Below are 24,883 nucleotides of genomic sequence, written 5' to 3'. Positions count from 1 at the left end.
GGCAGCACCGTCGGTCCGAACCTCAGTAGACAGCTGTCGCGGGCCCGGTCGGTCGGCGGCCGGCCCGGTGTCGTACCGTCGTCGGCTTGAGTGGACAACGGGGAGGCGGCAGGGTCATGGCGCGACGGTGGGGTGTCCGGGCGAGGCTGGCGGCGCTGCTGACCGCCGCGTCACTGATCACGACGGCCGGCTGTGTGCCGCTGACACCGGGCGTGGACGGGGATCTGGTCGACGGCTGGGCCGCGTTCGACGAACCCGTCCACTTCACGCCCGAGGCCGGCAGCTGCCACGACGATGATCGGCGTGTCATCGACTGGGAGAGCTACCGTCCGGTCGGCTGCGTTCAGGTCCATCTGGTGGAGACCGTGCACGTCGGAACGCTCGGCGACGACCCGGCGGTGCCGTTCGACGAGGACGGCGCGGCGGACGGCCTGATCCCGGCCCGGCGGGCCGCTCGGGCCGAATGTGACCGACGGGTGAACGAGTTCCTTGGCGGCCCCTGGCAGACCGCCCGGCTGCGGATGACGGTCGTGACGCCGTCCGACGCCGCCTGGACTGGCGGGGCCCGCTGGTTCGGGTGCGACGTCGGCGTCGTCGACAGTCCCGGCGGACCGCTCGTCCTCTGGTACGGCACCATCGAGGGCGCGCTCGACGTACCCGGTCATCCGCTACACCTGACCTGCTACGACTCGGCGGCGGTCGGTGTCGACGACGAGCCGCTGACCGAGCCGCTGGACTGCGACACCGCGCACCAGGCCGAGTTCGCCGGCACGTACGTGGAAGACAAACTGGGGTACGACGAGGTGGAGTCGAACGACGAGCGGGTCCACACCCGGTGCCGCAAGGTGGTGGCCGACTACGCGAAGGTGCCGAACAACGGCGACCTGCAGTACCGGGTGGGCACCATCTACACCTACTCCGACGTCCTGGACTGGGCGGAGGGCGACAAGACGATCCGCTGCTTCGCCTGGCGGGCCGACCCGCTGTTGACCGGCTCGGTGCGCGACGGCGGCACCAGCGCCCTGCCCATCCAGTACCAGTAAGGCGGCAGCCGACAGTGACCCGACAGCTACCAGTGCCCCGGCCGCCGTTGCTGACCAGGATGGTCGCGCTGCTGGCCGCCGCGTCGCTGGCCGTGACGGCCGGCTGTGCGGCACCGCCGCCGGGGACTGACGGCACCCTCACCGACGGTTGGGCCGGGTTCGGCGAGCCGACCATCTTCGTCCCGCAGGCCGGCACCTGCCACCGCGACGAGGCTGCCTCGGGCAGCGGCAGGTACTACCGTCCGGTCGACTGCGACGAGTTGCACCTGGTCGAGACGGTCCACGTCGGCACCTTCACCGGTGCCGACGCGCAGCGGACGACCGCCCCGGTGGGCAATGTCCCGGCCCGCGAGACGGCCCGCGTCGAGTGCGATGCCCGGGCCGCCGAGTTCCTCGGCGACATCTGGCAGCACGGCCTGCTCGACATGACCGTGCTGATGCCACCGCAGGCGGCCTGGAGCGCCGGGGCCCGCTGGTTCCGCTGCGACCTGATCGAGATCAGCAGTGTGTTCCGGGGCACGGTGCTGCCCCGGACCGGAAGTCTGCGCGGCACGCTGGCCGACGGGGGCGCGCTTCGGCTGGGCTGCCACGTAGTGCGGTGGGGCGACGACCACCTCGAAGCGCTGGAGCCGGTCGACTGCGCCCGGCCGCACCACGGCGAGTTCGTCGGCGCGTTCGACGGCGGCGCCCTGCCCAGCAGCTGGCCCGGGGACGAGGCGATTCAGGAGAGCTGCCTGCTGATGATCGCCGACTACGCGGACCTGCCGGTCGACGAGGACCTGCCCTACCGGGTGGCCACGTTCTGGTTCCGGACGGGGAACCCTTCGGTGTGGGAAGGCGACCTGCGGGTCCGCTGCTTCCTGTACGTACCGGACTTCACCACCCCGCTGGTCCGCTCCGCCAAGGGCGGCGGTCCCGACCTGTTCCCGGTCTGGTAGCCGCTCACGATCCCTGACCCTCCGGCGCACCCGCCCCCCGAACAGGCATAGTGCTATTCTGCTAGCAACCTAGCAGAATGGGAGTCGGCGTGATCGAGTTCAGGTTGGACCGCCGGTCCGGCGTCACCCCGTACCTGCAATTGGTGCAGCAGGTACGCCAGGCGGTACGGCTCGGCTGGCTGCAGGAGGGCGACCGGCTGCCGACCGCCCGGGAGGTCGTCGCCGCACTCGGCATCAACCAGAACACGGTGCACAAGGCGTACCGCGAACTGGAACGCGACGGCGTGGTGCAGTCCCGGCCCGGCGTCGGCACCTTCGTACTGGCGTCGCTGTCGGCCCGCCGCGCGGCCCGGGACCCGGCGATCCGCACCCAGCTGGCGGCCTGGGTCGCCACCGCCCGCGCCGCCGGCCTGGACGACGACGACCTGCGCGCCGTCCTGGCGGCCGAACTGGCCGAGAACGCCTCGCCCCGGACGACGGACGACCAGCCGGGGCGGACCGGATGACCACGTTGGAGACCACCGGCCTGGGCAAACGGTACGGCCGCAGTTGGGCGCTGCGCGACTGCACGCTCGCCGTACCGGCCGGCACGGTCACCGCGCTCGTCGGCCCAAACGGTGCCGGCAAGACCACCCTGCTGCACCTGGCGGTCGGCCTGCTCACCCCCACCACCGGGCAGGTCCGGGTCGGCGGACGGCCACTCACCGGCGGCGGCCACGACCTGGCCCGGGTCGCGTTCGTCGCCCAGGACAAGCCGCTGTTCGCCGGGTTCACCGTGGCGGAGATGCTTCACTTCGGCCGGGCCACCAACCCGGCCTTCGACACCGGCGGGGCGCGGGCCCGGCTCGACGACTACGGCATCCCGCTGCGGCAGCGGGTCCGCACCCTCTCCGGTGGGCAGCGCACCCTGGTCGCGTTGGCCCTCGCCCTGGGCAAACGTGCCGAACTGCTGCTGCTCGACGAACCGCTCGCCGACCTGGACCCGTTGGCCCGTACCGAGGTGATGGGTGCGCTGATGGCCGCCGTCGCCGACACCGGCGCCACCGTGGTGCTCTCCTCGCACATCCTGGCCGACCTGGTCGACACCTGCGACTACCTGCTGCTGCTCAACCGTGGTCGGCTGCAGGTCGCCGGCGGCTTCGACGAGCTGATCGAGGCGCACCGGGTGCTGACCGGGCCGGCCGAGCTGGCGCAGCGGCTGCGGGCGGCGGACCCGCCGCCCGTACACCTGAGCGTCACGGCCCGGCAGACCACCGCGCTGGTCCGGCAGGCGTCGACAGTGGTACGCGGTGAGCCGGCCACGGTACGCGGGGAGCCGGCCAGCCACGACGGCGGGCAGGTGCCCGGCCTGGAGGAACTGGTGCTGGCGTACCTGCGCAACCCGGACGCCGTCTGCCTGCCCGCGCCCGCACTCGTGACGGCCGGTCAACCGGCGGGGAAGGACGTCCGATGATCTGGCTCGCCTGGCGTCAGCAGCGGTTCCCGTTCATCGCCGCCGCGATCCTGATCTGCCTGTACGGCGGGCTGACGGCGGCCGCCCACGTCGACGCCGAGTTCGTCACCATCACCCAGCTGTTCGCCGGCTACCTGACCATCGGGGTCTGCATGTTCTGGGGCGTGCCGCTCGTGGCCCGCGACCTGGAGCAGGGCACCCACCGGCTGGCCTGGACGCAGAGCCGGCCGCGCGGCCACTGGCTGGCCGCCCGGCTGGCGGTGGCGGCGGCCGGGTCGCTGGCCGCCGCCGCCGTGGTGACCGCCGTCGTCACCTGGGGGTTGCCGACCGCCGACGGCGACCCGATGCGCTGGTTCGCCTACGAGTCACACGATTTGGTCCCGCTCGCCCGGGTGCTTTTCGCCCTCACCCTCGGCGCGGCGTTGGGTGCGGTGACCCGCAACACGCACGTCGCGATGGCGCTCAGCGTGCCGGTACTGGGCATCGTCCAACTGGGCGGCGCACGCGCGGTACGCGAGGCCACGTCGTGGACGTACTGGCAGTTGCAGGTCGCCGAGTCCGGCGTCTACCTGGGCGCGGCGGCCGTGCTCACCGCAGTCACGTTCCTCGCCGTCCACCGCCGGCCCTGACCCACGTGACGCCCGCACCGGTCCCCGCGCCCCGCTGGCTCTGATGAGCACACCGGTCAGTACAGGTCAGTAGATCCAGCTGAAGTCCAGCTCGTCGATGGTGTTGCCGACGTGGACCTCAGCCAGGAAGCGGCGCATCAGGCTGCCCGGGTCGGCGGCGTCCTCGATCTGGATCAGCACGCCGCGTCCGTGGGCGACGACGGCGTCGAGCACTAGGCGTTCGAGCTTCTCGGCGTTGACCGGGCCGGGCCGGCAGCCACACGGCGCGCCGTACGCCCGGCCGCTCAACGTCTGCAGGCAGACCAGCCGACGGTCGCAGCCAGCGCAGGTCAGCAGCCCGTCGAGGGAAAACTCGGACCGACCCGCGCGGTCGACGCGGGACATGCCGGTCGGCGGTACGTGTCCGCCGCTGGTGGTGCGCTCGCTCATGTTCGCAACCTCCGTCACGAGATACCGGATTCCGTGAATTCACCCTTGTGGCGGACCACAATTCCAGCCCGCGTACGGCAGACTCAATCGTGGACGCCGGCTCGTCTCCACTGTGATGTGGCGATTTCGGCGACCAGCCCGACCAGCGGTTTCCTTTTGAAACATTGGCGCGGGTGGCGGGTGTGTCGGACGAAAGGAAGGTGAAGCGATGCCGGTCACCGGACCGACTGTGGTGCGCCGTCAGCTGGGGCGGCGGCTGCGCCGACTGCGGGAGGAGGCGGCCCGCACCGAGCAGGAGGTGGAGCGGGCCAAGGTCTGTTCGCGTACGACGTTGTGGCGCATCGAGAACGGCAAGTTCCCGGTCAAGATGAACACTGTTCGCGGTCTCTGCTGGTTCTACGGTGCCGACCCGGAGACGACGGACGCGCTGACCCGGCTCGCCGGGGCCAGCGACGAGCACGGCTGGTGGGAGTCGCACGGCGACGCCGTACCGGACTGGTTCCGCCTGTACGTCGGCCTCGAAGCCGCCGCCACCGAGATCGGGGTCTATGACCCCGAGGTGATCCACGGCCTGCTGCAGACGCCGGATTACATGCGCGCGGTGTTCCGCGCCACCTATCCGGATGCGCCGCAGGAGAAGATCGAGCGGCTGGTATCGCTGCGGCTGGACCGGCAGATTTCCTACTACGACCGCGAGCAGCCGGCCCGGATCGTCGCGATTCTCGGGGCCGGTGCGCTCGTCCGCGAGGTCGGCGGCCCTGCGGTGATGGCCGAGCAGCGCGCCCACCTGGCCAGCCTGGGCCGACGGGTACGGGTGGAGGTCCGCGTCCTGCCCTGGTCCGTCGGCGCTCACCCGGCGTTCTCCGGCCAGTTCATCTTGCTCGACTTCGCCGACCCGGATGACCCGGACGTCGCCTACGTCGAGTCTCATATGGGTGCTCGTTACCTGGAGCGTCCAGAGGAGTTGGCGGAGTACCGTCGAATTTTCCGGCTGATCCGTGGGCAGTCGGTCCCGATCGAGGAGCATCTGCGATGAAGCCTGACACCCCCTGGTTCACCTCCAGCCGCAGCGCCGGCAACGGCGGAGCGTGCGTCGAAGCCCGTCGGCACGCCGGACAGGCCGAGGTACGCGACAGCAAGGACCGCACCGGCCCCACCTTGACCTTCACCACCTGGCAGTGGGGCACCTTCACCACCGCCCTACAGACCGGCACCCTCCCCCACTGACCACCGCCGATCGCCCTGTCCCCCACCCCCATCCCTGGGGTGGGGGACGCTCGTCCTCCTGACACTGGTGACGCGTGAACGTCCTTGATCTCAACCGAACCTGGGACGAAGCGAAGTACTTCGCACTGGGCCAGACACCTGACCGGACCGAGCTGGTCGACGGTCGTCTGTGGATCAGTCCGGCACCGAGCAAGCGTCATCGGCAGCTCTCGTTCCTGCTGATGTCCGCGCTGTATCCGGCGGCCCGGTCTGCCGGCCTCAAGGCGTACGAGGCGATCAACGTCAGATTACGTACCGATCGGATCGTGATCCCAGACCTCGTCGTCGCAGACACTGGCAACGAGGGATCCGTTACCGACCCGGCTGAGGTTGTGCTGATCTGCGAGATCACGTCTCCGAGCAACGCCGCCGCCGATCGACTGCTCAAGATGCAGTTGTACGCCGCCGCCCGAATCTCATGGTATCTGCTGGTTGAGCCCGAGTTGCCGGGATCGACAGCAGTGACACTCCGGCTCTTCCGGCTCGACAACGAGCACTACGTCGAGCACGTGACCGCGACCAAGGGCGACGTGCTGACCACCGATCAACCGTTTCGGTTCACGCTCGACACGGCCGCACTGCTCGACGAGTAGACACCCGGCCGGGCGTGCGATGGCTGTGGCTAGGTTCGGACTGGATCGGTCCAGACGGTGCCTCGTGCCTGGTATTCGAGGGCTTCCTCTACCCGGATGGCGACGTCCGCACCCAGCAGGCGCTTCACCAGGTGCAGCCCCAGGTCCAGGCCGGAAGTGATTCCGGCGGCGGTGACGAGGTCGCCGTCGTCGACCACGCGGGCGTTCTTGACAATGCCGCCGCGCGAGGTCAGCTGCTGCTTCGCGACGGTGTGCGTGGTGCAGGGGCGGCCGTCGACCAGGCCGGCCACGGCGAGGAGCACCGCGCCGGTACACAACGACGACATGATGAGCCTCGGCCGGGGAGCCGCCGCCAGCGCGCTGGGCAGCGCCCCGTTTTCGATCTCCGCCCAAATACCGGGCTCGCCGGGTCGACCGCCACCGGGCACGATGATCACGTCGGCCGTCTCGGGCTGCCAACCGCGCTTGACCCGTACCTCGGTGCCGAACGCTGCGGTGACCAGGCGTGGCCGACCGTACACCATGTAGTTGACGTCGATCTCTCGCTCGCTGTACCAGCCGGCCAGCGAGAACACTTCCTTTGGGGCGATGAAGTCCTGCTCCTCGACACCATCGAACATTACGATCCGTACCCGCAAGGGTCTGTTAGTGTCACGCGGCGGCGCGGCCATCGCCGCAGCCGCAACCGGTCCGCCGGTCAGCGCTCCGACGCCCACCGCCGCCCCACCCGTCAACATCGCCCGTCGCTTCATCTACGTCCCTCCGTCACCAAAGCCAGCAGATAGATAGTCGGCGATCGACAGGTGATGGTTCCCGACAGATGGCTCGTCGAGTTTCGGCTGATACGCGAGCCGTCTATGGCCAAACAGCGCCGAGTGTAGGAGATAATGGCCGTATGGCGCAGCCACGGACGTTGTACGAGGACGGCCGGCCCTACACCGTGCCGGGGTCGCTGGAGGAGCTGACCGGACCCACCAAGGGTGTGGTCGAGCTACCGCTGCGCCTGGACTGGTCGGAGCAGGGCCGATATGACCTGTCAGACGCACGCCAGCGGAATCTGATGTACGAACGGGTCATCCGCGAGTCGATGCAGGTCGAGGACCTGCGCGCCTACCTACACGGCCCTACCCTGCGTCGTGTATGGCACCAGCTCTGGCTGCCCCGCAGAGTCCGATGGCTGTGGGAGTCTCGATTCCAGACTCTGGCAGGCGCTGCCTGATCATGGACCCGTTTCACCAACGACTCGCGCGAGTCGCGCTGGGTGCTGCGGCCAGATTCGGGTTCTGCCTGGCCGGCGGGTACGCCGTACAAGCTCACGGCTTCGTCGACCGGATGTCCAAAGACGTGGACCTGTTCACCACGATGACTGCGGCCTCAGACTTCCCAGCTGCGGTTGCCGCCGTAGCGGCGGCGCTGCGCGCTGATGACCTTGACATGACCGTCGAGCGGGAGGGCCCGTCCTTCGCCCGGCTCTCGGTAACCGACGTTGAGACCGCAAGCACCAGCACTGTCGAGCTGGGAATCGACTGGCGCGCATATCCGCCAGTCCAGCTCGCGATCGGTCCGGTCCTTCACCCGGCAGATGCGGTGGCGAACAAGCTGTGTGCGCTCTTCGGACGCGCCGAGGTACGTGACTACATCGACGTATATGGCGTGTTACGGGACGGACGCTACTCTGGCAGCGAGATGCTGCGCTTGGCTGCCGATCACGACCCAGGCTTCGATCGGCAGGTCTTCGCGGAAGCGCTCCGTGCAGTGCGCCGCTTCCCAGATTCGGCGTTCGACCCCTACCGGTTGAGCCCCGACGAGATCGTCACGCTGTGCAATCATTTGCTGGCCTGGGCCGACGAAATTACCTGCCTCAACCAGTAACACCTATTCCTGCAGCTTGGATCGGGCCCTCCGACCAGCGCGGCGGAGCCGCCATCGCGGCTTGCCGCCAGCCACCGCCACGACACTCACCTACCGCGCCACCCCAGCACCGCGACTTCAGCGGAAGCCGGCCGCCAGGAACGCTCCGAGGCCGAGCAGCGCCAACGGCAGCGCCGTGGCGAGGCTGAGGATCCGGTTGCGGGTGGTCCGACCAGCCAGGACGATCACCAGTACGCCGAGCACCGCCCGGACCACGACATGTGGGATCTGCTCGCTGCCGTAGCTGGGATCGCCGACTCGGGCCGCCTCCAACGCCGCCTCGGTGAAGCACACCGCTCCCGGCAGGGCCGTACCGATGGTTTGCCGCCAGCCTGAGCCGCGTGCCCAGACACCGCCGACACCGAAGACCACTCCGGCGAGGACCCCGAAGGCCATCCAGAGCAGAGAGGTCGGCGCCCACAGCAGCGACCAGTCGTCGCCCTGGATCAGCGCCGCCGCCACGTAGTAAGCGGGTACGGCGATCACCAGTCCGGCGGCCGCACCGACAGCGGCCCGCAGCCATCCGGTACGGACCCAGTAGCCGAAGAAGAACGCGGCGACCGCCCACACCGCAGACGAGTTGCCCAGGTCGGCAAGGGGCCACCAGGGAAAGAACTTGATCCATACGAAGTCGACGAACCCCAGCAGGAAGCCGCCGACCACAGCGACGCGCGCAACGCGCCGATTGTCCGGGTACATGCCGCCGGACCTTACCGTGCCGCGGGCGCGGGCGCTCCTCGTGCATCGGGGCTCTTCGAAGTTAAGCGGGGTTGAGGTGTCCGCGGTGGCGGCGGGTGGTGGCGGCGCGGGTGCGTAGCCGCTGGTTTTCGGGGTTACGGAATCCGTAGGCGTCGCGGGCGACGGTCTTGATGACCCGGTTGGTTCCTTCGGAGCCGGCGTTGGTGATGCCGGTGTGCAGGAACGCGAGGATTTCCGGCCACCAGGTCTCGATCGTGGTGGCGAGCCGGTGGAGTTCGAGCAGGTCAGAGTCGGCGCAGCGGGTGTAGAAGCGGTGCAGCAGCCGGGCGGTGGTTTCCCGGTTCGGGTGGGTGCGGGCGAGCGCGAGTAGGTCGAGCAGGTCTTCCTTGGCGTTCCAGGCCGTCAGGATCGGTGCGCCGATCTTCGCCGGCAGGTTGCTGAGGGTGTCGGCCAGCCGGTCGACGTGCTCGGCGCGCATGCGGGCTGCTGACCTGGTCAGCCGGTTGCGTTGCTGCCACTCCGGGTCGGTGGCCCGGCCGCGCCGGCCGCGGTGTGTGACTGTCGTGCGGCGGCGGACCTCGGTGACGGCCCGGTTGGCCAGCTGGACGACGTGGAAGTGGTCCACGACCAGCGTCGCGTGCGGCAGCGCCTCGCGGACGGCGGCCTTGAACACGGTACACATGTCGATCGCGACGGCCTGGACGTGTTGGCGCCAGGCGGCGGGGCGTTGGGTGAGCCAGTCGGTCACCGCCTTGCTGGTCCGGCCTTCGACCTGGGCGAGTAGACCCTGCCCGCCGACGAGATCGCAGAAGCCGACGTGCCAGCGGTCGACGGTGGTGCTCCACGACGCGGTGACCTCGTCGAAGATCCAGCGAGGTTTGCCTCGGCGGACCTCGTCGATGCCCAGCACGCTCACCGGTTCGGGCTCGGCTGGCAGCACCGCTGCGGTGTGCGCGGTGAACGCGGCCGCGACGACTGGCCAGGACATGCCCAGATCACGGGCGGCCTGCACGATCGTTCGGTTGCCGTCGGCGACCGCCGCGCCGGCCGCCTGCCGCAACCGGACGGTGATCCGTGCCCGTGCCGGGATCTGTGGCACGTGTTCGGTGAACGACGTGCGCGGGCATCCGGGCTGATCGCAGTACCAGCGGCGTTCACGCCACCGCAACCGGGTGGTGCGTCCGGCCACCGGCAGATCCCGGGGCCGGGTGAACACCCAGCCCTTGACCCGGGCGGCCCGGACACCGCACTGAGGGCAGCATTGTGCCTGCTCGCTACCGGTGGACAGGTGGACGATGGGGGAACCATCCGGGTGCAGCTCGACCCGATCCACCACCAGGCCGTCCAGGCCCAGCAGGCGGGTCGTATCGTTGACCATGCTCGCAGCTCTTTACTTGTGATCATCCGAACTCGACACTCAGATGATCCCCCAAGGGCTGCGAGCCCTCATCTCCGGGCCGGATCGATCAGCGCACCCCGCTCAACTTCGAAGAGCCTGCATCGGGCAACACCGAGCCGCCAGACGGCTTCTGACCCGGTTAGCGAGACTCCGCCACAGCATCACGATCATCGTTGACGAGTCTCTATACGCCCTTGGGCGTGACGTGGCTTCTGACCCTGACACACAATTTCATAGCACGTCGAGATAAGGCACCGTTTCTATACGCCCTTGGGCGTGACGTGGTTTCTGACCCGTCGACCGAAACGATCGCGATCAGGGCCTGAGCGAACGTTTGTTTCTATACGCCCCTGGGCGTGACGTGGTTTCTGACGGGCGACCTCAAGACGCAGGAGACGATGAGCTACGGGAACAAGTTTCTATACGCCCTTGGGCGTGACGTGGTTTCTGACCAACATCGCCTCGTCGGTGGTGATGGGCATCGGCACCCGGCTCGGCGGGTTTCTATACGCCCATGGGCGTGACGTGGTTTCTGACTGTCGGAGGTGGAGGCCGTGGTGCGTCGGGAGCTGACCCACGTTTCTATACGCCCTTGGGCGTGACGTGGTTTCTGACTCTCCGCCTCCCTGGGCCCTCCGCCGCTCACGGCGCGAGCGTTTCTATACGCCCTTGGGCGTGGTTTCTGACCGCGTGTCCGGTGTCAGGCAGACGACAGGCCGAACGTTAGTTTCTATACGCCCTTGGGCGTGACGTGGTTTCTGACAAGCTGGCCCGTGCCGTCTGCGACTCGTTCACCGACGGTTTCTATACGCCCTTGGGCGTGACGTGGTTTCTGACACCTGAACGGTGTCGCGGTAGTGCAGCTGTGGCGGCAGGTTTCTATACGCCCTTGGGCGTGACGTGGTTTCTGACAGGTAGGGAGCGGACGATGATCCTGTTGAGCACCAAGTTTCTATACGCCCTTGGGCGTGACGTGGTTTCTGACCCGTGAGGCGCGCGACGCCATGCTTGCACATGACTTCGAGGTTTCTATACGCCCTTGGGCGTGACGTGGTTTCTGACCCGCAAGCCGCTGGTGGTGGTGCCGAACCACCTGATCGAGGTTTCTATACGCCCTTGGGCGTGACGTGGTTTCTGACTGCCCACGTGTCGGCGTTGTTGGCCTCGCTCTGCACGGTTTCTATACGCCCTTGGGCGTGACGTGGTTTCTGACTAGATGAAAACGAGAGAAAGGATATTAAAATGTTTGGTTGGCCAAAGTTTCTATACGCCCTTGGGCTTGACGTGGTTTCTGACTGGCACGCAAGACACTGGAGGACTTCCCGAAACTATTACCGGGCTTTCTCAACGTAATCCGTAAACGCGAAAGATCTCCAACTTCATTACCGTACGTAATGTGGCAGGAAAGTGTTCCAACGATCTGCGGAACCCGGTCTTGAGAACCTTCCAACACTTCAGATGGGCGATCGCGCGTTCGACGGCGGCGCGGAGCCGGTTGAGTGCGGTGTTGCACGCGCGTCGGACCCCGGTCAACTCCCGACCCCGAGGCTTCTTGTACGGACTCACGATGCCGGCACCCTGGTACCCCTTGTCACCGATCATCCCGGGCCCGCCGGGGGCGTAGTGGCCGGCCCACCCGGCGGCGATCCCGGACACGTCGAACGCCTTCCGGTCGTGCATGCCACCCGGACACGGGTCACCCACATCGACCACCCGCCCGGCGAGATTGGCCACCACCTGCACGTTCTGCCCACAGAAGCCCTTCTTCTCGGAGAACAGCCCGTCGACGTCGTCGCGTTCCCCGACCGGCGCGACCAGACCATCGACCAGGACCGCGTCCCGGCGGGCCTGGTCACGGACCTGCTCGTACAGCGGGGTCAACACCACGTCCACCAGCGGCTCCAGCTCCTCCTGATACCGCTCCACGGTCGTCGAACCGCAGCCGAAAACCTCACCGATCACGTCCGGCGCCAGATTGTGCCGCAGCCCGAACAACACCAGCACCAACGCCGTGTACAGCGGCAACGCCCGAGGGCGCCCCACCGGCAGGTCCCAGTCGACCAGCGCGTCCACCTGCTCGTACAGCCAGTCCAGTTGATCGGAGTCCAGTCCGGTCATACGCTCACAGCGCGGCGGCCGGCCGTCGATCGTTTGAGTCCACACAACCCAGATGATCCAGACGTCGCCGGCCGCCGTTTCCACAAACGACACGCCCACCTTGGTCACACCACAGGCCGTCACCCCACGTAATATCGACGAACCTCGGTGCCAATCGGCTCGAAGCCTATTGGGAAGTCCTCTGCTGGTGCAACAGCTGGTCGAGATTATCGAGTTTCTATACGCCCTTGGGCGTGACGTGGTTTCTGACCCGGCAGCACTGCAGCCAAGGTGCCGACCGCCGAGCTGATCTCGTTTCTATACGCCCTTGGGCGTGACGTGCTTTCTGACGATCGACCAACACGGAGAGTGAGGCATAGACGATCATGAGTTTCTATACGCCCTTGGGCGTGACGTGGTTTCTGACAAGGTGTGCACCAGGTGCAGCGTGGTCAAGGCGCTGGACGGTTTCTATACGCCCTTGGGCGTGACGTGGTTTCTGACGTCGATCAAGGCCCTGACCAGCAATGTCACGGATGTCACGGGTTTCTATACGCCCTTGGGCGTGACGTGGTTTCTGACCGGGTGAGTCGGATTTGACCGTTCGGCCTATTGACAGAGTTTCTATACGCCCTTGGGCGTGACGTGGTTTCTGACCCAGCAGCAGACCGCGTGCCTTGTCGTCAAGGACTCGACCAGTTTCTATACGCCCTTGGGCGTGACGTGGTTTCTGACTTTGTAGACGAGTTCGTCACCAAGCTGGAAAACAGCGACGTTTCTATACGCCCTTGGGCGTGACGTGGTTTCTGACACGGAGAGCGACCCGTACGTTCAGTGCTTCCAGATTCAGTTTCTATACGCCCTTGGGCGTGACGTGGTTTCTGACTTCACGCGCCTCATTGAGCATCAACAACGCCCCCAAAGTTTCTATACGCCCTTGGGCGTGACGTGGTTTCTGACGATCAAGATTGAGTCGAGATCGACCTCACCAAGCGTGAAGGTTTCTATACGCCCTTGGGCGTGACGTGGTTTCTGACGCACAGCGGCCTGATGAGCGGCGTACGCCCCCTCGTAGGGTTTCTATACGCCCTTGGGCGTGACGTGGTTTCTGACTGTGGGACAACCACGGCAAGCCTGGTGGCTTCCTGGGTTTCTATACGCCCTTGGGCGTGACGTGGTTTCTGACCGGACAGTTGCCAGGTGGTCGCCGCGCCCTGCGCGGCGGGTTTCTATACGCCCTTGGGCGTGACGTGGTTTCTGACATCCGCGCCTGTCGGGTCGCCCTGCCCCGGATCCCCTACGTTTCTATACGCCCTTGGGCGTGACGTGGTTTCTGACGTGAGGCTTAGCGGCTACGGGTAGGGGCTTAGGCCCGGGTCGGTTTCTATACGCCCTTGGGCGTGACGTGGTTTCTGACCCTACCCGCTCTGGCGCGGCCGTGACCAGCACAGATGCACGCCCTCTGCACGGCGACCTCCGCAGCTCCACATTCGACGGGTGACGCCGGTCACGTTCCTGAACGTTTCCGCAGCTCAGGGGCTTGCACGGCGTACCGCCGATTTTCATGATCGCCTAACCAAGCCCGACTCGTCCGCCATCCGACCTACCGTGCGCCCTCCGTACCTTTCGTCACAGCACCACCCAGTAGGGTGGCTCCGGGTCGATCCGATGCTGGCCGATCACCACCAGCTGATCCTGACAGCCAGCGCAGATCGGCACGATGTGAATCGTATCCGTCTCCACGTCGATCATCCCCTCCAACCGGGCAGCGAGTCGCGGCAACCGTGCCCGGTCGAGCTGGCAGAGGAAGACGCTGCGCTGAATCCGTTCGCCCCACTGGTGCAGCGCCGCCGCCACCCGCAGCCGGCGACTGTCCCGCGAGATGTCGTAGCACACCAGCACCGTCGTCAACGCCACTCCAACCCGTCCCACGGCACGTCCCGCTCCACCCACGCGGCCAGCCGCTGCGCCTGCCGGTGCAGGTGACGACGGATCGACCCGGTGAAGCCAGGCAGCGCACTGCGGGTCACTGTCGCCATCCGCTGCTCGTACGCGTCGATCAGCACCGCACGCCCCTCCCGGTTGAGCAGCACACCGGCCCGGTCGGTCTCCTCGCTGCCGTGCTCCAGACCCAGCCGGCCGGTGCGGGCCAGATGCAGCACCACCTGGTCCACCACGTACGGCCGGAACTCCTCGATCAGGTCCAACGCCAGGCTGGGCCGCCGGTCCGCCGGGGTGTGCAACAGCCCGATCGCCGGGTCGAGGCCGGCCGTCGTCAACGCGGTCACCGCCTCGCCGAGCAGCAGCGTGTAGCCGAACGACAGGGCCGAGTTGATGACGTCCAGCGGCGGCCGCCGCGACCGGGTGGCGAACCGCAGCGGTGCCGGCAGCAACGCGCCCAGCGCCGCGAAGTAGGCACGGGCCGCCGCGCCCTCGGCCCCCATGATTTCGTCCCGGCTGGTTGCGCCCGCCACGGTGTCAATCGACCGGATGATCCCGAGGATCGCGGCGTCGACCTGGTCGTGCCGTTCCTGCCGGCGGCTACGGTGCAGCAGCACCGCCTGCTTCGACAGCTTCGCCGTCACCACCGCCCGGCCGAACGTCACCGCACGCCCCGGGTCGTCCGAGGCACCCAGCAGCGCCCGCAGCCGCTCCACCCGACGGGTGCCCGACCCGGCCAGGTGGCCCAGATACTGCCCACGCCAGGAGGCGAAGACCACATCGACGTCGCCGCGTAGCGCCCAGTTGCGGGCACCAGCCGACAGCCCCACCGGCCCGCACAGTGCCAGACCGCGCACGTGACCGGCCGGCACGCTCAGCAGGGTGACGCCGTCAGGTGAGTCGACGACCAGCCGGCCGGCCGCCACCCGTACCGTCGCGCCCGGCACCCCGACGTAGATCACCTTGGTCGGCGCGCGATCCCCGTCCGGCGACCCGATCCCGCCGTACGGGTCGATATCGCCCAGGTCGACGCCGAAGCTCACCGCCGGACCGCCCCGTCTCCTACCGCTGCCACCACCCGCCGTTATCCGGTCGTTGGCCGAGTTAGCAGACCGACCTGCGGTGCTGTGTCCGGGCGAGCAAGCGTGGTGAGATCAGGCGATGATGCGACCTCTGCTCGACGCCGGACACCGGCTGTACGCCCGCCGGCTGCGCGCCCAGCTCACCGCTGGCGAGCTGCCCCGCCACCTGGCCATGGTGATGGACGGCAACCGGCGATGGGCCCGGCAGATGGGTTTCGACGACCCCAAGGTCGGCCACCGGCACGGCGCCGAACACCTCGACGAGGTGCTGAGCTGGTGCGCCGAGATCGGCATCCGGCACGTCACGGTGTTCGTCGCCTCCGTCGACAACGTTCGCAAACGCGCCTCCGACGAGGTCGACAACCTGATGGGCATGATCGAGACCGTCGTCGCGGATCGGCTGACCCGCGACGGCAACATCTGGCGGCTGCACCTGGCCGGCCGGCTTGAGGTGCTGCCCGACTCGACCCGGCACGCGCTGAAACTCGCCGAGGAGGCCACCCGGCAGCGGGAGACCGGCCACCATTTGACCGTGGCCATCGGCTACGACGGCCGCGAGGAGATCGTCAACGCCGTACGGTCGCTGTTGGACGACCAGGCACGGCGCGGGGCGACGCTCGACGACATCGCGCAGCGACTGACCGCCGACCAGATCGCCGCCCACCTGTACACCAGTGGGCAACCGGACCCGGATCTGGTCATCCGCACCAGCGGGGAACGCCGGGTGTCCGGCTTCCTGCTGTGGCAGGCCGCCCACTCCGAGCTGCACTTCTGCGACGTCTACTGGCCCGGCTTCCGCAAGATCGACCTGCTCCGGGCGCTGCGCTCGTACGCCGCCCGCAAGCGGAAACCCTGACCGCTACCGCCAGGTCGGCTCCAGGCGGACCAGGCCGAAGCCGCGGCCGCGCTGCGCACCGACCCCGCTGTACGGTGCCAGCCGCATCAGCCGGTCCACCGCGCCGACCAGGGCGGTCGGCCCGTCGCAGACGTAGCGGATGCGGCCCAGGAAGCCCGACACCGTACGCCCGTTGACCTTGACCACGTCGCTGGTGCCGTCGATGTCGCTCACCCACAGCGCGTCCCGGTCCGGCCGCTCCCCCGGCCCGCCACCGCCCGGCCCGCCGACACCCGGGAGTGGAAGCACCAGCTCCGGCAGCCCGGCCGGCGCGTTCGCCCGCCACACCGCACGCAGCCCGGCCACCACCGACCACGGGTCCGGCCACGGCGTGAACCCGTTGCCGCGCCGGAACGTCGCCGGGGTCAGGAACCGCAGCGACCACGCCGCGTCGCCGGACGGCCGGGCCAGCTCCAGCCACGACACCCCGGCCACCTGCCGCGCGCCGGTGACCAACGCGCCGACCTGACCACCGAACCGGATCACCGCCCCCGTCGCCGCGCCGGCCCGCAGCTTGTCGACCAGGGCGTCGTCGAGCAGGCCGACCTCGACCAGGGTGCCGGCGGGGTGGGCCACCGGCGGGCTGACGCTGTACGCCTTCGCGTGCGACCGGTGCGCCGCCTCGTCCACATCGAACCAGCGGGACACCACCGCGTGGACGTGTTCGAGCCGCACCCCGGCCGGATCGACCCCCGGCACCACGAACTGCCACCTGCTCGGCATCACGCACTCCCCTCCGCCCGGCGAACACTCGAACGTAGGCCAGCCGATCCACCCTCGACAAGCCAGGATCGTCGTCGGGGCGGAGGTCGAGACAAGATCAAGTGAAGGCCGGATACCTTTAACCAGCGGTTGTCAGGTATCTGGCCTTCACTTGATCTTGCGCATCCTGCAGGCCGGCCACTGCAGGCCGGTCAGCGACGCGGGTTGGTCGTCGCGGGTTGGTCGGTCAGGCGGGTTGGTTGAGACGGGCCAGGTGCTCGGCCGACAGTTCGAGGTCGGCGGCGGCCGCCGAGTCGCGGATCGTCTCCGGGCGCGACGCCCCGGGGATCGGGATCACGACCGGTGCCTTCGCCAGCATCCAGGCCAGGCAGACCTGCTGCGGGCTGACCCCGTACTCCTTCGCGACCTCGGCGAACACCGCGAACCGCGACCCCAGATCGGCGGCGCTGCCGATGCCGCCGAGCGGGCTCCACGGCAGGAACGCGATACCCAGCTCAGCGCAGAGCGTCAGCTCCGGCTCGCTGGAGCGGAAGGCCGGGGAGAACTGATTCTGTACGCTGACCAGCCGGCCACCGAGGATGTCGTTGGCGAGCCGGATCTGCTCCGGGTCGGCGTTGGAGATGCCGGCGAGCCGGATCTTCCCGGCGTCGAGCAAATCCCGGATGGCGCCGATCGAGTCCGCGTACGGCACGGTGGGGTCGGGCCGGTGGAACTGGTAGAGGCCGATCGCTTCGACGCCGAGCCGTTTCAACGACGCCTCGCAGGCGCTCTTCAGGTAGTCGGGTGAGCCGTTCTTGGTCCACGAGCCGTCGCCGGGGCGCAGGTGACCGCCCTTCGTGGCGATCAGCACGTCGGACGTGTCACCGCCGAAAGTCGCCACGGCGCGGGCGATCAACGACTCGTTGTGGCCGACGTCGTCGGCGTACAGGTGGTAGGCGTCGGCGGTGTCGATCAGGGTGACACCGGCGTCCAGCGCGGCATGGATCGTGGCGATCGACCGCTGCTCGTCGGGCCGGCCCTCGATCGACATCGGCATGCCGCCAAGGCCGATCGCGCCGACGCCGACGTCACCGATGTGGCGGGTGTTCATCAAGTCTCCTCTGCGGGACGGTCCAGGGGCGTGCGATGGTCAGGCCGCCGCATCGCCCGGGTTCCACCCTCTTACCCCGTGGTTAAGCTGTCCAACAGAAGGATCCGATCCCGGCGATCAGTTTTGGTGATGAATCGTGGAGCTGCGTCAGCTCGAGTACTTCGTGGCGGTCGCCGAGGAGCGGCACTTCACCCGGGCCGCTGAGCGGATGCACGTCGCGCAGTCCGGCCTGTCGGCCTCCATCCGCTCGCTGGAACGTGAGCTGGGGGCCAGCCTGTTCGTCCGCAACACCCGCAGCGTCGAGTTGACCAACGAGGGTCGGGCGCTGCTCACCCAGGCCCGGCACGCCCTGGCCAACGTCGCCGCCGCCCGGGACGCGGTGGCCGCGGTCCGGGGGCTGCTGCGCGGCCGGCTGGCGGTCGGCACCCTGCAGTGCCTGGGCGCGGTCGACCTGCCGGCGGCGCTGGCCCGGTTCCACGCCGCCCACCCCGGCGTCGAGATCCGACTCCGCCAGGGCGGGTCACCGGACCTGGTCGAACGGGTCCGCACCGGCGACCTCGACCTGGCGTTCGTGTCGACGCCGGCCAGCGCACCGGCCGGCGTCACGCTGGCCCCGATCCGGGCCGAGCCGATGGTGCTGGCCTGCGGGCCGGAGCATCCGCTGGGCGATCGCGCCAAGGTCGACCTGGGCGAGCTGTCCGGTGAGACCTTCGTCGACTTCTCCCCGGGCTGGATCAGCCGGGACGTCGTCGACCAGGCGTTGACCGTCGCCAGTGTCGATCGCCGGGTCGCCTTTGAGGTCAACGACGTGCACTGGCTGCTCGACCTGGTCAGTCACGGGCTGGGCGTCGCCGTCGTACCGCAGTTTTTCACCACCAAGCGGACCGCCGCGCGCTTCGTGCCGATCACCGACGCGCCGCACTGGAACGTCGCGGTGGCCACCGCGAGCGGCCGGCACCCGAGCACCGCCGCGACCGCACTGCTGTCCATCGACGGCCTCCGCCCGCGCCCCTGACCGGGGTGGCCGTTCGCCACGCCACCCGATCGAGCACGCCACCCGATCCAGCACGCCACCCGATCCAGCACGCCACCCGATCCAGCACGCCACCCGATCGAGGGAACCCACATGGTTGTCTCGGAGCCGATTTGACGACAATGGCGGTTCCCTCGACTTCGCGCAGCAAAACGTTCCGGGCTCGGAAGCCCCAGCCTCCGTCGCATACTGTCGGTCGTGGAAGCCACAAAACCGACATCCCCGGTCATGCCCGCCGCACCGGGCATGAAGGTCTCTCGCCTCGAGTTGTTCTACGACCTGGTCTTCGTGTTCGCCTTCATCCACGTGACCACTGCCTCGGTCGAGGATCTCGAACCGTTCGGACTGGTGGCGATCTTTCTGCTCCTGTCGGTGCTCTGGCTGGTCTGGTCCCGGTTCGCCCTGCTGGGAAACAATCTCCGGGCCGACTGGGGAATGATGCCGATCCACGGCTTCACCATCATGGCGATCGTCTTCATCGCGGTGGCGACGCTACCCGGCATCGGCAACGAACCGCCGCAGGCACAGCCCGGCGTTCCACAGGTCATTCCCGGCGAGTTCATCTTCCCCACCTGCTACCTGCTGATCTGGTTGCTGGAAGCCGCGGCGCTGCGCGTCGCCGCGAGGAGGCACCCAGAACTGCTGGGCACCTGGTGGCGGGACACGCCGGTGCTGGCCACCAGCACCGCGCTGCTGTTCGTCGCCGCGGTGCTACCGCTCCTGGGGTGGCCCGGCGAGGGCGTCGCCACGCTCCTGCTGGTCTGGACGCTCGGCGTCGGTATCGCGTACCTGACCACCGTCCGCCTCGAACCGTTCGCCGTGGTCTCCGCCGGGCACTGGACGGAACGGCACGCGCAGATCGTCCTCATCGGGTTCGGTGAGGCGCTGCTGTCGCTCGGGCTCGGCTCCGGTGCCTCGATCGGAGCGCCGGGAACCGTACCGGTGATCACCGCGACGTTGCTCGGCATCGCCCTGATCTGCGCCCTGTGGTGGGCGTACTTCGACACCCGGTCGTACGCGGCGGAGCAGGTGCTGCACCACACCCACGGGCTACCCCGTGACCGGCTCGCCCGCGACGGTTACACCCTGCTGCATCTGCCCATGCTGTTCGGCATCATCCTGCTCTCCCTCGGGTTGAAGCAGACGTTGGCCTTCCTTGCCGGAACGTCGTCGACCGGCGACGATGCCCCGCTCGAGCCGATCCACCTGCGCGCACTGTACGGCGGGGTGCTGCTCTACCTGGTGGCGTTGTCGGCGTTCCAGCTGCGGACCGTCCGCAGCGTCGCCGCCAGCCTGTCCGTACCCGTCCTGCTGCTCACCGCGCTGCTGCCGGTGGTCGACCGCCTCCCGGCGTTCGCGGCGCTCCTGCTGCTCACCGCGATCACCGTCGCCGGTGTCGCCGCCGACAGCCGGCGGTCCGGGGCCTCACGGCACCGGCTGCGCGAACACCGGCTCGCCGAGCAGCAGGCCCTGGAACGGGAGGAGAGTGACTGGCGACGGCGCCACGGCTGACGGCGTGGCCCACGCCTGTGGTGTGCGCCGTGGCCGTACCGTCCTTCACCGAGGGTGATCCTGCTGTCCGGCTGCGATGGTACGGATGACGCCGACCATGTCGAGGGCCCCGTCGCCGCGCCGGACCGCGTCGGCGTAGAGCACGCGGCACAGCTCGCTGAGCGGGACACCCGCCCCCGCTGCGGCTGCCGCGTCGACGATGAGCTCGGCGTTCATCCGCACATCGGCGATGGCCGCCTGCGCGGTGAGGTCGTCGCCGACCAGCTTCGCCGTCTTGACCCGGGAGATCGGGGAGGACATCTGCCCCGCGTCGAGGATGCCACGCAGCAGGTGCCGGTCAAGACCGTGCCGGTCGGCGAAGTGGAACGCCTCGGCGAGACCGGTCACGAGGGCGATCAGGAACACGTTGACGGCGAGCTTCATCGTGATCCCGGACGGCACCGGCCCGCAGACGGTGACCTGCGCGCACATCGGGTCGAGCAGCGCGACGGTACGCCGGACGACGTCGGGGCGGCCCGCCACCATCGCGACCAGTTTGCCGTCCTCCGCCGGGCGGCGGGAGCCGGAGACCGGGGCCTCGACGTAGTGTCCGCCGGCACGTTCGACCTCGTCGGCCAGCGCCTTGGAGTACCCGGGGGAAAGGGTTCCCATGTTGACGATCGTGCGTCCGGCGACGAGGCCGGCGATCCCGCCGGGCACGTCGCGCAGGACCTGGTCGACGGCGGCTTCGTCGCGCAGCATCACGATCACCGTGTCGCACTGCGCGAACACCTCGGGGACGTTCGCTGCGGTACGGGCACCGGCCGCCGCGAGCTCGTCGTCGGACTTCGGGGTACGGCTCCACACGGTCAGCCCGACGCCGCTGCGGGCGAGCCGGCGGGCCATCGGCAGCCCCATGATGCCCAAGCCGAGGAAGCCGACCCGGCCCGTCGAGGCGGGTGGCCCAGCTGGCGGGGCGGTGGCGCCGGCCCGCGCTGGCTTGTCGCGCAACGGCTTGACGAACCAGTGGTGCGCGTACGGCTGGTCGTTGAACGGGGCGGCCTCGTCGTACCCGGCGGCCCGGTACAGGCCGATCGCCTCGGCGAGGGACCGGTTGGTGTCCAGTCGCACGACGTCCGCCCCGAGCGACACCGCCGCGTCCTCGGCCGCGGCGAGGAGCCGCCGTCCGATCCCCAGCCCGCGCAGCTCGGACGACACCCAGAGCCGGCGAATCTCCGCTGACGTGTCGTCGACCTTGGTGACGCCGACGCATCCGACGGGACAATCCTTCAGCGTCGCCAGCAGGAACGTACCGGACGGGAGACGCAACTCGTCGTCGGCGGTGGGCACTGCCCGGTCCGGTCGGAATCCGCCGTCGAACCGGTCGTCGAGTGTGCGGTGGTACGCGTGGACCGCCCACCGTGCCGGATCCGAGGCCGGATCGGCGGCGGCGATCGTGACCGCCGACGCGGTGAACAGGCGACGTACGGTCTCGGTCGCGGCGGCGAGCTCGTCGCGTTGGCGCTCGGTCAACGGCGCCAGGATCGTCCCGACCAGTTCGTCGGAGAGCCGGTCCAGCACCGCCAGCTCCGCCAACCCCGACGCGGTGAGCGTCGCCCGGCGGACCCGGCTGTCGTGTTCCGAAGGGGACACGACGACCAGCCCTTCCTGCTCGAGTGCGCGCAGCTGCCGGCTGGTGTAGCCGGAGTCGAGCCCGAGGCGGCTGCGCAGCTCACGGACCTCGATGCCGGCGGTGCCGATCTCCCATAGCAGACGGTCGAGGCTCAGCGGTCGGTCGGTTGTCAGGTAGCGGTCCTCCAGCACGCCGAGTCGTTCGGTGACATCGCGGTTGAACGCGCGGATGGTCTGGATCCGGGACTCCAAGCTCATAATCTCTGACTATAGTCAGAGATTATCCAGCCGCCAGTAGCTGGCGGGTGTCGCCTGGCTGGCGGTGACCGGTCGGGCAGCCGTCAGGTGGGACAGAAGCCAGGTGGGACAGCAGTCAGGTGGGACAGCAGTCAGGTGGGACAGCAGTCAGGTGGGGCGGCCCAGGTCGAGCTGCGGGATCGTGAACTGCGCACCGAGCTGGAAGTAGATCGGCCACACGTGCCGCGGCCAGCGGTACTGCCGGGCCGACCAGATGCCGAGCCCGACTGAGATCTCCTGCGGCAGTTGCGCGCCGAGCAGGACGATTGCCTCCGGCGCGGCGGCGGCCTGATCCGCCACCCACTGGGCCGCCGCCGCGACGATCGCCGGATAGTCCGCCCACCGGTGCTCGGTCTCGCCGGGCGGCGGCAGGTAACGCCACTCCCGCAGCTCCGTCGACATTGTCGCCGGCAGTCCCAGCCCGACCGCGTCGTGCAGCTCGAAGACGACCGGTTCGCGGCTGCCCGCCGCCGCGTCGTCGTGGGCGGCCCGGTCGGTGACGTCCACCGGCAGGCTCGGCAGCAGCCCGAACCGGTTGTGGTTGGTCCGCAGCACCAGCAGCAGCACCTCCGGCACCGGTTCCAACGCGGTCCCCGGCGCGGTGGCCGGCTCCGGTCCGGCCGCCGTACCCGGCTGACCGTTCCGGCTGATCTGCAGCCGCACCTGGTGACGTCGCACGTTCAACTCGCCGAACAGCCCGTCGCCGGGGCGCTCGATCTGCTGCTGGAACGAATGTCCGTCGTCCTGGACCGGTCGCGCCCGCACCGGGCCCTGGCGGCCGAAGCTGTCCCGCTGGCGGACCCGCACCGCCCGTCCCCGGCTGAGCGTCGTCGTCCGCTGTCCGAACGCGACCGCCACCGGCCACGGTGCCCACATGAACAGCGACCGGTCCAATGCGGCGTCCCGGCCGTCCGGGTCGTGGTTGGCGACCTGGAAGTGCCGGACCACGGCGTCCATGTCACGACCCCAGCGGGTCGCCTCCTCGCCGTGCGGCCACACCGCCGTCCGGTCGAAGCTACGCAGTGGCGGCACCGGCCGGAACACCGCGAACTGGTCCCGTACCTCGCTCAGGAAGCCTTCCTTCTGCTCCGGGGTCCACTCGGCGGCCGTCTCGTTGACGACGTACGCGATGCCCCGGGTCTCCCGCAGCCGGTTGCGCCACCACCACAGCGCCGCGCCACCGGCGACCGCCGCCACCCCCAGACAGAGGAAGACGACCAGCCACCAGACCCGGTCCCGCCCCTGCGACCAGCCCTCGGCGGCCAGATCAGGCGCGATCCCGCCGGCCGCGCTGAACGCGGCGGTGCCGACGGTGAAGAAGACGCCGATGAGCCCGGTGCCGGCCGGACCCGCCAGCCACCTCGCGAAACGTGCCACATCGACGGTACGGCGGGCGCGTTGCGCCACGGTCGGCCGATTCCGCTCTACCTCAGACAAGGTCACCTCGCCGCTTTTCCACCGGTACGGTCAGCCGACCGTAACCACTGGACCGGCGTACGCAATCCCCCGGCCGGATCTTCCGTCGCTGACGGGGCGGAAGATGGGCGAGATCACACCGGTCCGACCGGATGCCCGGTCGGACCGGCTGCGGCCAGAAGCGCCGCGGGCGCTCCGACGCCGGAGTGCGGACGCTACAGCGGCCAGAGGATTGTCGGCAGGCCGGTGCCGGTCACCACGAACCCGATGGCGACGGACTGCCCCGGCGCGAGGGATCCGTTCCAACTTGTGTTGATCAGCGTGTAGTGCGGAGTGGTCGTCGCCACCTGGGTACTCCACGCACTGGAGATGGTCGACCCGGCCGGCAGCGTGAACGCCACCTCCCATCCGGTGATCGGCACGGTGAAGTCGTTCGTGACCACGATCTCGGCGACATAACCGGTCGACCAGGAACTTGTCTGGGTAAATGTTGCCGTCGTCGCCTGCGCCGACGGCGCGAAGAACAATGTCGCGGAAACACCGATTGCCAGTGCCGCGACGAAGCCGAGCAGCTTCCGCATTGATACCACCACCATCCACTAGTTCTGCCAAGTGACATGACCCTACGACTTTACATAGCCACACTTCAATGCCATTTCTTGCGGCATAAAGCGATGCGCGAATCGCATGACAGACCGGGCCACCGTAGGAAATATGCGAGTTTCACCCACGTATTCCGTAGGGTACCGAAAGCCCGTCGGGAGTCGGCTGCCCACCAAACAGCCAGTTTGAACGATGGGCGTCTATGATGAGTAGGCGGGAGCGG

At 68.7% G+C, this 24,883-nt stretch carries 25 protein-coding genes and 3 CRISPR repeat arrays; of the genes, 13 read left to right on the top strand and 12 right to left on the bottom strand.

Annotation, left to right across the window (positions count from 1 at the left end):
• Window positions 1–116 precede the first annotated feature (116 nt).
• From ACN27J_RS02750 to ACN27J_RS02730, 5 genes are all read left to right on the top strand, one after another.
• On the top strand, window positions 117–1,043 hold the full coding sequence (locus ACN27J_RS02750) for a septum formation family protein (protein ID WP_421363186.1): 927 nt from the start codon (window positions 117–119) through the stop codon (window positions 1,041–1,043).
• Between the two features lie 14 nt (window positions 1,044–1,057).
• Entirely contained in the window at window positions 1,058–1,981 is a 924-nt protein-coding gene (locus tag ACN27J_RS02745; protein ID WP_421363185.1) for a septum formation family protein, read from the top strand.
• 89 nt (window positions 1,982–2,070) lie between these two features.
• The gene (locus ACN27J_RS02740; RefSeq protein WP_421363183.1) at window positions 2,071–2,487 is read left to right on the top strand and encodes a GntR family transcriptional regulator; all 417 of its coding nucleotides are present in this window, start codon (window positions 2,071–2,073) and stop codon (window positions 2,485–2,487) included.
• On the top strand, window positions 2,484–3,434 hold the full coding sequence (locus ACN27J_RS02735; RefSeq protein WP_421363181.1) for an ABC transporter ATP-binding protein: 951 nt from the start codon (window positions 2,484–2,486) through the stop codon (window positions 3,432–3,434). The genes ACN27J_RS02740 and ACN27J_RS02735 overlap by 4 nt, the downstream gene beginning before the upstream one ends.
• Complete coding sequence (locus tag ACN27J_RS02730) at window positions 3,431–4,063, top strand: hypothetical protein (RefSeq protein ID WP_421363179.1); 633 nt, start codon at window positions 3,431–3,433, stop codon at window positions 4,061–4,063. The genes ACN27J_RS02735 and ACN27J_RS02730 overlap by 4 nt, the downstream gene beginning before the upstream one ends.
• A gap of 66 nt (window positions 4,064–4,129) precedes the next feature.
• On the opposite strand, the gene ACN27J_RS02725 is transcribed toward ACN27J_RS02730, so the two are convergent.
• Window positions 4,130–4,492: a hypothetical protein gene (locus tag ACN27J_RS02725; RefSeq protein ID WP_421363176.1), complete on the bottom strand. Its 363-nt coding sequence runs from the start codon at window positions 4,490–4,492 to the stop codon at window positions 4,130–4,132.
• 208 nt (window positions 4,493–4,700) lie between these two features.
• On the opposite strand from ACN27J_RS02725, the gene ACN27J_RS02720 reads away from it, so the two are divergent.
• From ACN27J_RS02720 to ACN27J_RS02710, 3 genes are all read left to right on the top strand, one after another.
• The gene (locus ACN27J_RS02720; RefSeq protein ID WP_421363173.1) at window positions 4,701–5,528 is read left to right on the top strand and encodes a DUF5753 domain-containing protein; all 828 of its coding nucleotides are present in this window, start codon (window positions 4,701–4,703) and stop codon (window positions 5,526–5,528) included.
• A complete protein-coding gene (locus tag ACN27J_RS02715; protein WP_421363171.1) occupies window positions 5,525–5,719 on the top strand; it encodes a DUF397 domain-containing protein in 195 nt (64 codons plus the stop codon). The genes ACN27J_RS02720 and ACN27J_RS02715 overlap by 4 nt, the downstream gene beginning before the upstream one ends.
• Before the next feature lie 74 nt (window positions 5,720–5,793).
• Window positions 5,794–6,351 (top strand): Uma2 family endonuclease, encoded by a 558-nt coding sequence (locus tag ACN27J_RS02710; protein ID WP_421363170.1) that lies wholly within the window; start codon window positions 5,794–5,796, stop codon window positions 6,349–6,351.
• A 29-nt stretch (window positions 6,352–6,380) separates the two neighbouring features.
• Here ACN27J_RS02710 and ACN27J_RS02705 read toward each other — a convergent pair whose 3' ends face one another.
• On the bottom strand, window positions 6,381–7,022 hold the full coding sequence (locus ACN27J_RS02705; RefSeq protein WP_421363168.1) for a DJ-1/PfpI family protein: 642 nt from the start codon (window positions 7,020–7,022) through the stop codon (window positions 6,381–6,383).
• Between the two features lie 224 nt (window positions 7,023–7,246).
• Between ACN27J_RS02705 and ACN27J_RS02700 the strand changes: the two genes are divergently transcribed.
• Both ACN27J_RS02700 and ACN27J_RS02695 read left to right on the top strand, forming a co-directional pair.
• Window positions 7,247–7,570 carry a hypothetical protein gene (locus ACN27J_RS02700; RefSeq protein ID WP_421363167.1) on the top strand — a complete coding sequence of 108 codons (324 nt, stop codon included), beginning with the start codon at window positions 7,247–7,249 and terminating at the stop codon, window positions 7,568–7,570.
• A 2-nt stretch (window positions 7,571–7,572) separates the two neighbouring features.
• Window positions 7,573–8,223 (top strand): nucleotidyl transferase AbiEii/AbiGii toxin family protein, encoded by a 651-nt coding sequence (locus ACN27J_RS02695; protein WP_421363165.1) that lies wholly within the window; start codon window positions 7,573–7,575, stop codon window positions 8,221–8,223.
• Between the two features lie 117 nt (window positions 8,224–8,340).
• Here the strand turns inward: ACN27J_RS02695 and ACN27J_RS02690 are convergent, their stop codons facing one another.
• The 5 genes from ACN27J_RS02690 to cas1 form a co-directional block, all read right to left on the bottom strand.
• Window positions 8,341–8,961, bottom strand: a complete 621-nt coding sequence (locus ACN27J_RS02690) for a DUF6518 family protein (protein ID WP_421363164.1) — start codon at window positions 8,959–8,961, stop codon at window positions 8,341–8,343.
• A gap of 61 nt (window positions 8,962–9,022) precedes the next feature.
• Window positions 9,023–10,339 carry an ISL3 family transposase gene (locus tag ACN27J_RS02685; protein ID WP_421363162.1) on the bottom strand — a complete coding sequence of 439 codons (1,317 nt, stop codon included), beginning with the start codon at window positions 10,337–10,339 and terminating at the stop codon, window positions 9,023–9,025.
• 201 nt (window positions 10,340–10,540) lie between these two features.
• Window positions 10,541–10,975: direct repeats of the CRISPR family, unit length 37 nt; unit sequence GTTTCTATACGCCCTTGGGCGTGACGTGGTTTCTGAC.
• A 110-nt stretch (window positions 10,976–11,085) separates the two neighbouring features.
• Window positions 11,086–11,656: a CRISPR direct-repeat array (repeat unit 37 nt; unit sequence GTTTCTATACGCCCTTGGGCGTGACGTGGTTTCTGAC).
• Between the two features lie 48 nt (window positions 11,657–11,704).
• Window positions 11,705–12,571 carry a transposase family protein gene (locus ACN27J_RS02680; RefSeq protein ID WP_421362034.1) on the bottom strand — a complete coding sequence of 289 codons (867 nt, stop codon included), beginning with the start codon at window positions 12,569–12,571 and terminating at the stop codon, window positions 11,705–11,707.
• A gap of 119 nt (window positions 12,572–12,690) precedes the next feature.
• Window positions 12,691–13,874: a CRISPR direct-repeat array (repeat unit 37 nt; unit sequence GTTTCTATACGCCCTTGGGCGTGACGTGGTTTCTGAC).
• 212 nt (window positions 13,875–14,086) lie between these two features.
• Window positions 14,087–14,389, bottom strand: coding sequence for a CRISPR-associated endonuclease Cas2 (gene cas2 / locus ACN27J_RS02675; protein WP_421363160.1), 303 nt, complete (start codon window positions 14,387–14,389; stop codon window positions 14,087–14,089).
• Window positions 14,365–15,441 (bottom strand): CRISPR-associated endonuclease Cas1, encoded by a 1,077-nt coding sequence (gene cas1 / locus ACN27J_RS02670; protein WP_421363157.1) that lies wholly within the window; start codon window positions 15,439–15,441, stop codon window positions 14,365–14,367. Before cas1 ends, cas2 begins: the two co-directional genes overlap by 25 nt.
• 118 nt (window positions 15,442–15,559) lie before the next feature.
• Between cas1 and uppS the strand changes: the two genes are divergently transcribed.
• Window positions 15,560–16,336: a polyprenyl diphosphate synthase gene (uppS, locus tag ACN27J_RS02665; RefSeq protein ID WP_421363154.1), complete on the top strand. Its 777-nt coding sequence runs from the start codon at window positions 15,560–15,562 to the stop codon at window positions 16,334–16,336.
• Between the two features lie 3 nt (window positions 16,337–16,339).
• Here the strand turns inward: uppS and cas6 are convergent, their stop codons facing one another.
• Both cas6 and ACN27J_RS02655 read right to left on the bottom strand, forming a co-directional pair.
• Window positions 16,340–17,098, bottom strand: coding sequence for a CRISPR system precrRNA processing endoribonuclease RAMP protein Cas6 (cas6, locus tag ACN27J_RS02660; RefSeq protein ID WP_421363152.1), 759 nt, complete (start codon window positions 17,096–17,098; stop codon window positions 16,340–16,342).
• A gap of 226 nt (window positions 17,099–17,324) precedes the next feature.
• Window positions 17,325–18,188 carry an aldo/keto reductase gene (locus ACN27J_RS02655; protein ID WP_421363150.1) on the bottom strand — a complete coding sequence of 288 codons (864 nt, stop codon included), beginning with the start codon at window positions 18,186–18,188 and terminating at the stop codon, window positions 17,325–17,327.
• A gap of 136 nt (window positions 18,189–18,324) precedes the next feature.
• On the opposite strand from ACN27J_RS02655, the gene ACN27J_RS02650 reads away from it, so the two are divergent.
• Together ACN27J_RS02650 and ACN27J_RS02645 are read left to right on the top strand one after the other, a co-directional pair.
• The gene (locus ACN27J_RS02650) at window positions 18,325–19,203 is read left to right on the top strand and encodes a LysR family transcriptional regulator (RefSeq protein WP_421363147.1); all 879 of its coding nucleotides are present in this window, start codon (window positions 18,325–18,327) and stop codon (window positions 19,201–19,203) included.
• A 216-nt stretch (window positions 19,204–19,419) separates the two neighbouring features.
• Window positions 19,420–20,733 carry a low temperature requirement protein A gene (locus tag ACN27J_RS02645; RefSeq protein WP_421363145.1) on the top strand — a complete coding sequence of 438 codons (1,314 nt, stop codon included), beginning with the start codon at window positions 19,420–19,422 and terminating at the stop codon, window positions 20,731–20,733.
• Between the two features lie 45 nt (window positions 20,734–20,778).
• On the opposite strand, the gene ACN27J_RS02640 is transcribed toward ACN27J_RS02645, so the two are convergent.
• From ACN27J_RS02640 to ACN27J_RS02630, 3 genes are all read right to left on the bottom strand, one after another.
• Window positions 20,779–22,602: a GNAT family N-acetyltransferase gene (locus ACN27J_RS02640; RefSeq protein ID WP_421363142.1), complete on the bottom strand. Its 1,824-nt coding sequence runs from the start codon at window positions 22,600–22,602 to the stop codon at window positions 20,779–20,781.
• A 147-nt stretch (window positions 22,603–22,749) separates the two neighbouring features.
• Window positions 22,750–24,078: a hypothetical protein gene (locus ACN27J_RS02635; protein ID WP_421363139.1), complete on the bottom strand. Its 1,329-nt coding sequence runs from the start codon at window positions 24,076–24,078 to the stop codon at window positions 22,750–22,752.
• A gap of 194 nt (window positions 24,079–24,272) precedes the next feature.
• Window positions 24,273–24,638 carry a cellulose binding domain-containing protein gene (locus tag ACN27J_RS02630; protein ID WP_421363137.1) on the bottom strand — a complete coding sequence of 122 codons (366 nt, stop codon included), beginning with the start codon at window positions 24,636–24,638 and terminating at the stop codon, window positions 24,273–24,275.
• Between the last annotated feature and the right edge of the window lie 245 nt (window positions 24,639–24,883).

Origin of the sequence: Solwaraspora sp. WMMB762 (assembly GCF_049179115.1) — a bacterium.
Lineage (GTDB): Bacteria > Actinomycetota > Actinomycetes > Mycobacteriales > Micromonosporaceae > Micromonospora_E.
This window is presented reverse-complemented; position numbering and strand designations above follow the sequence as displayed.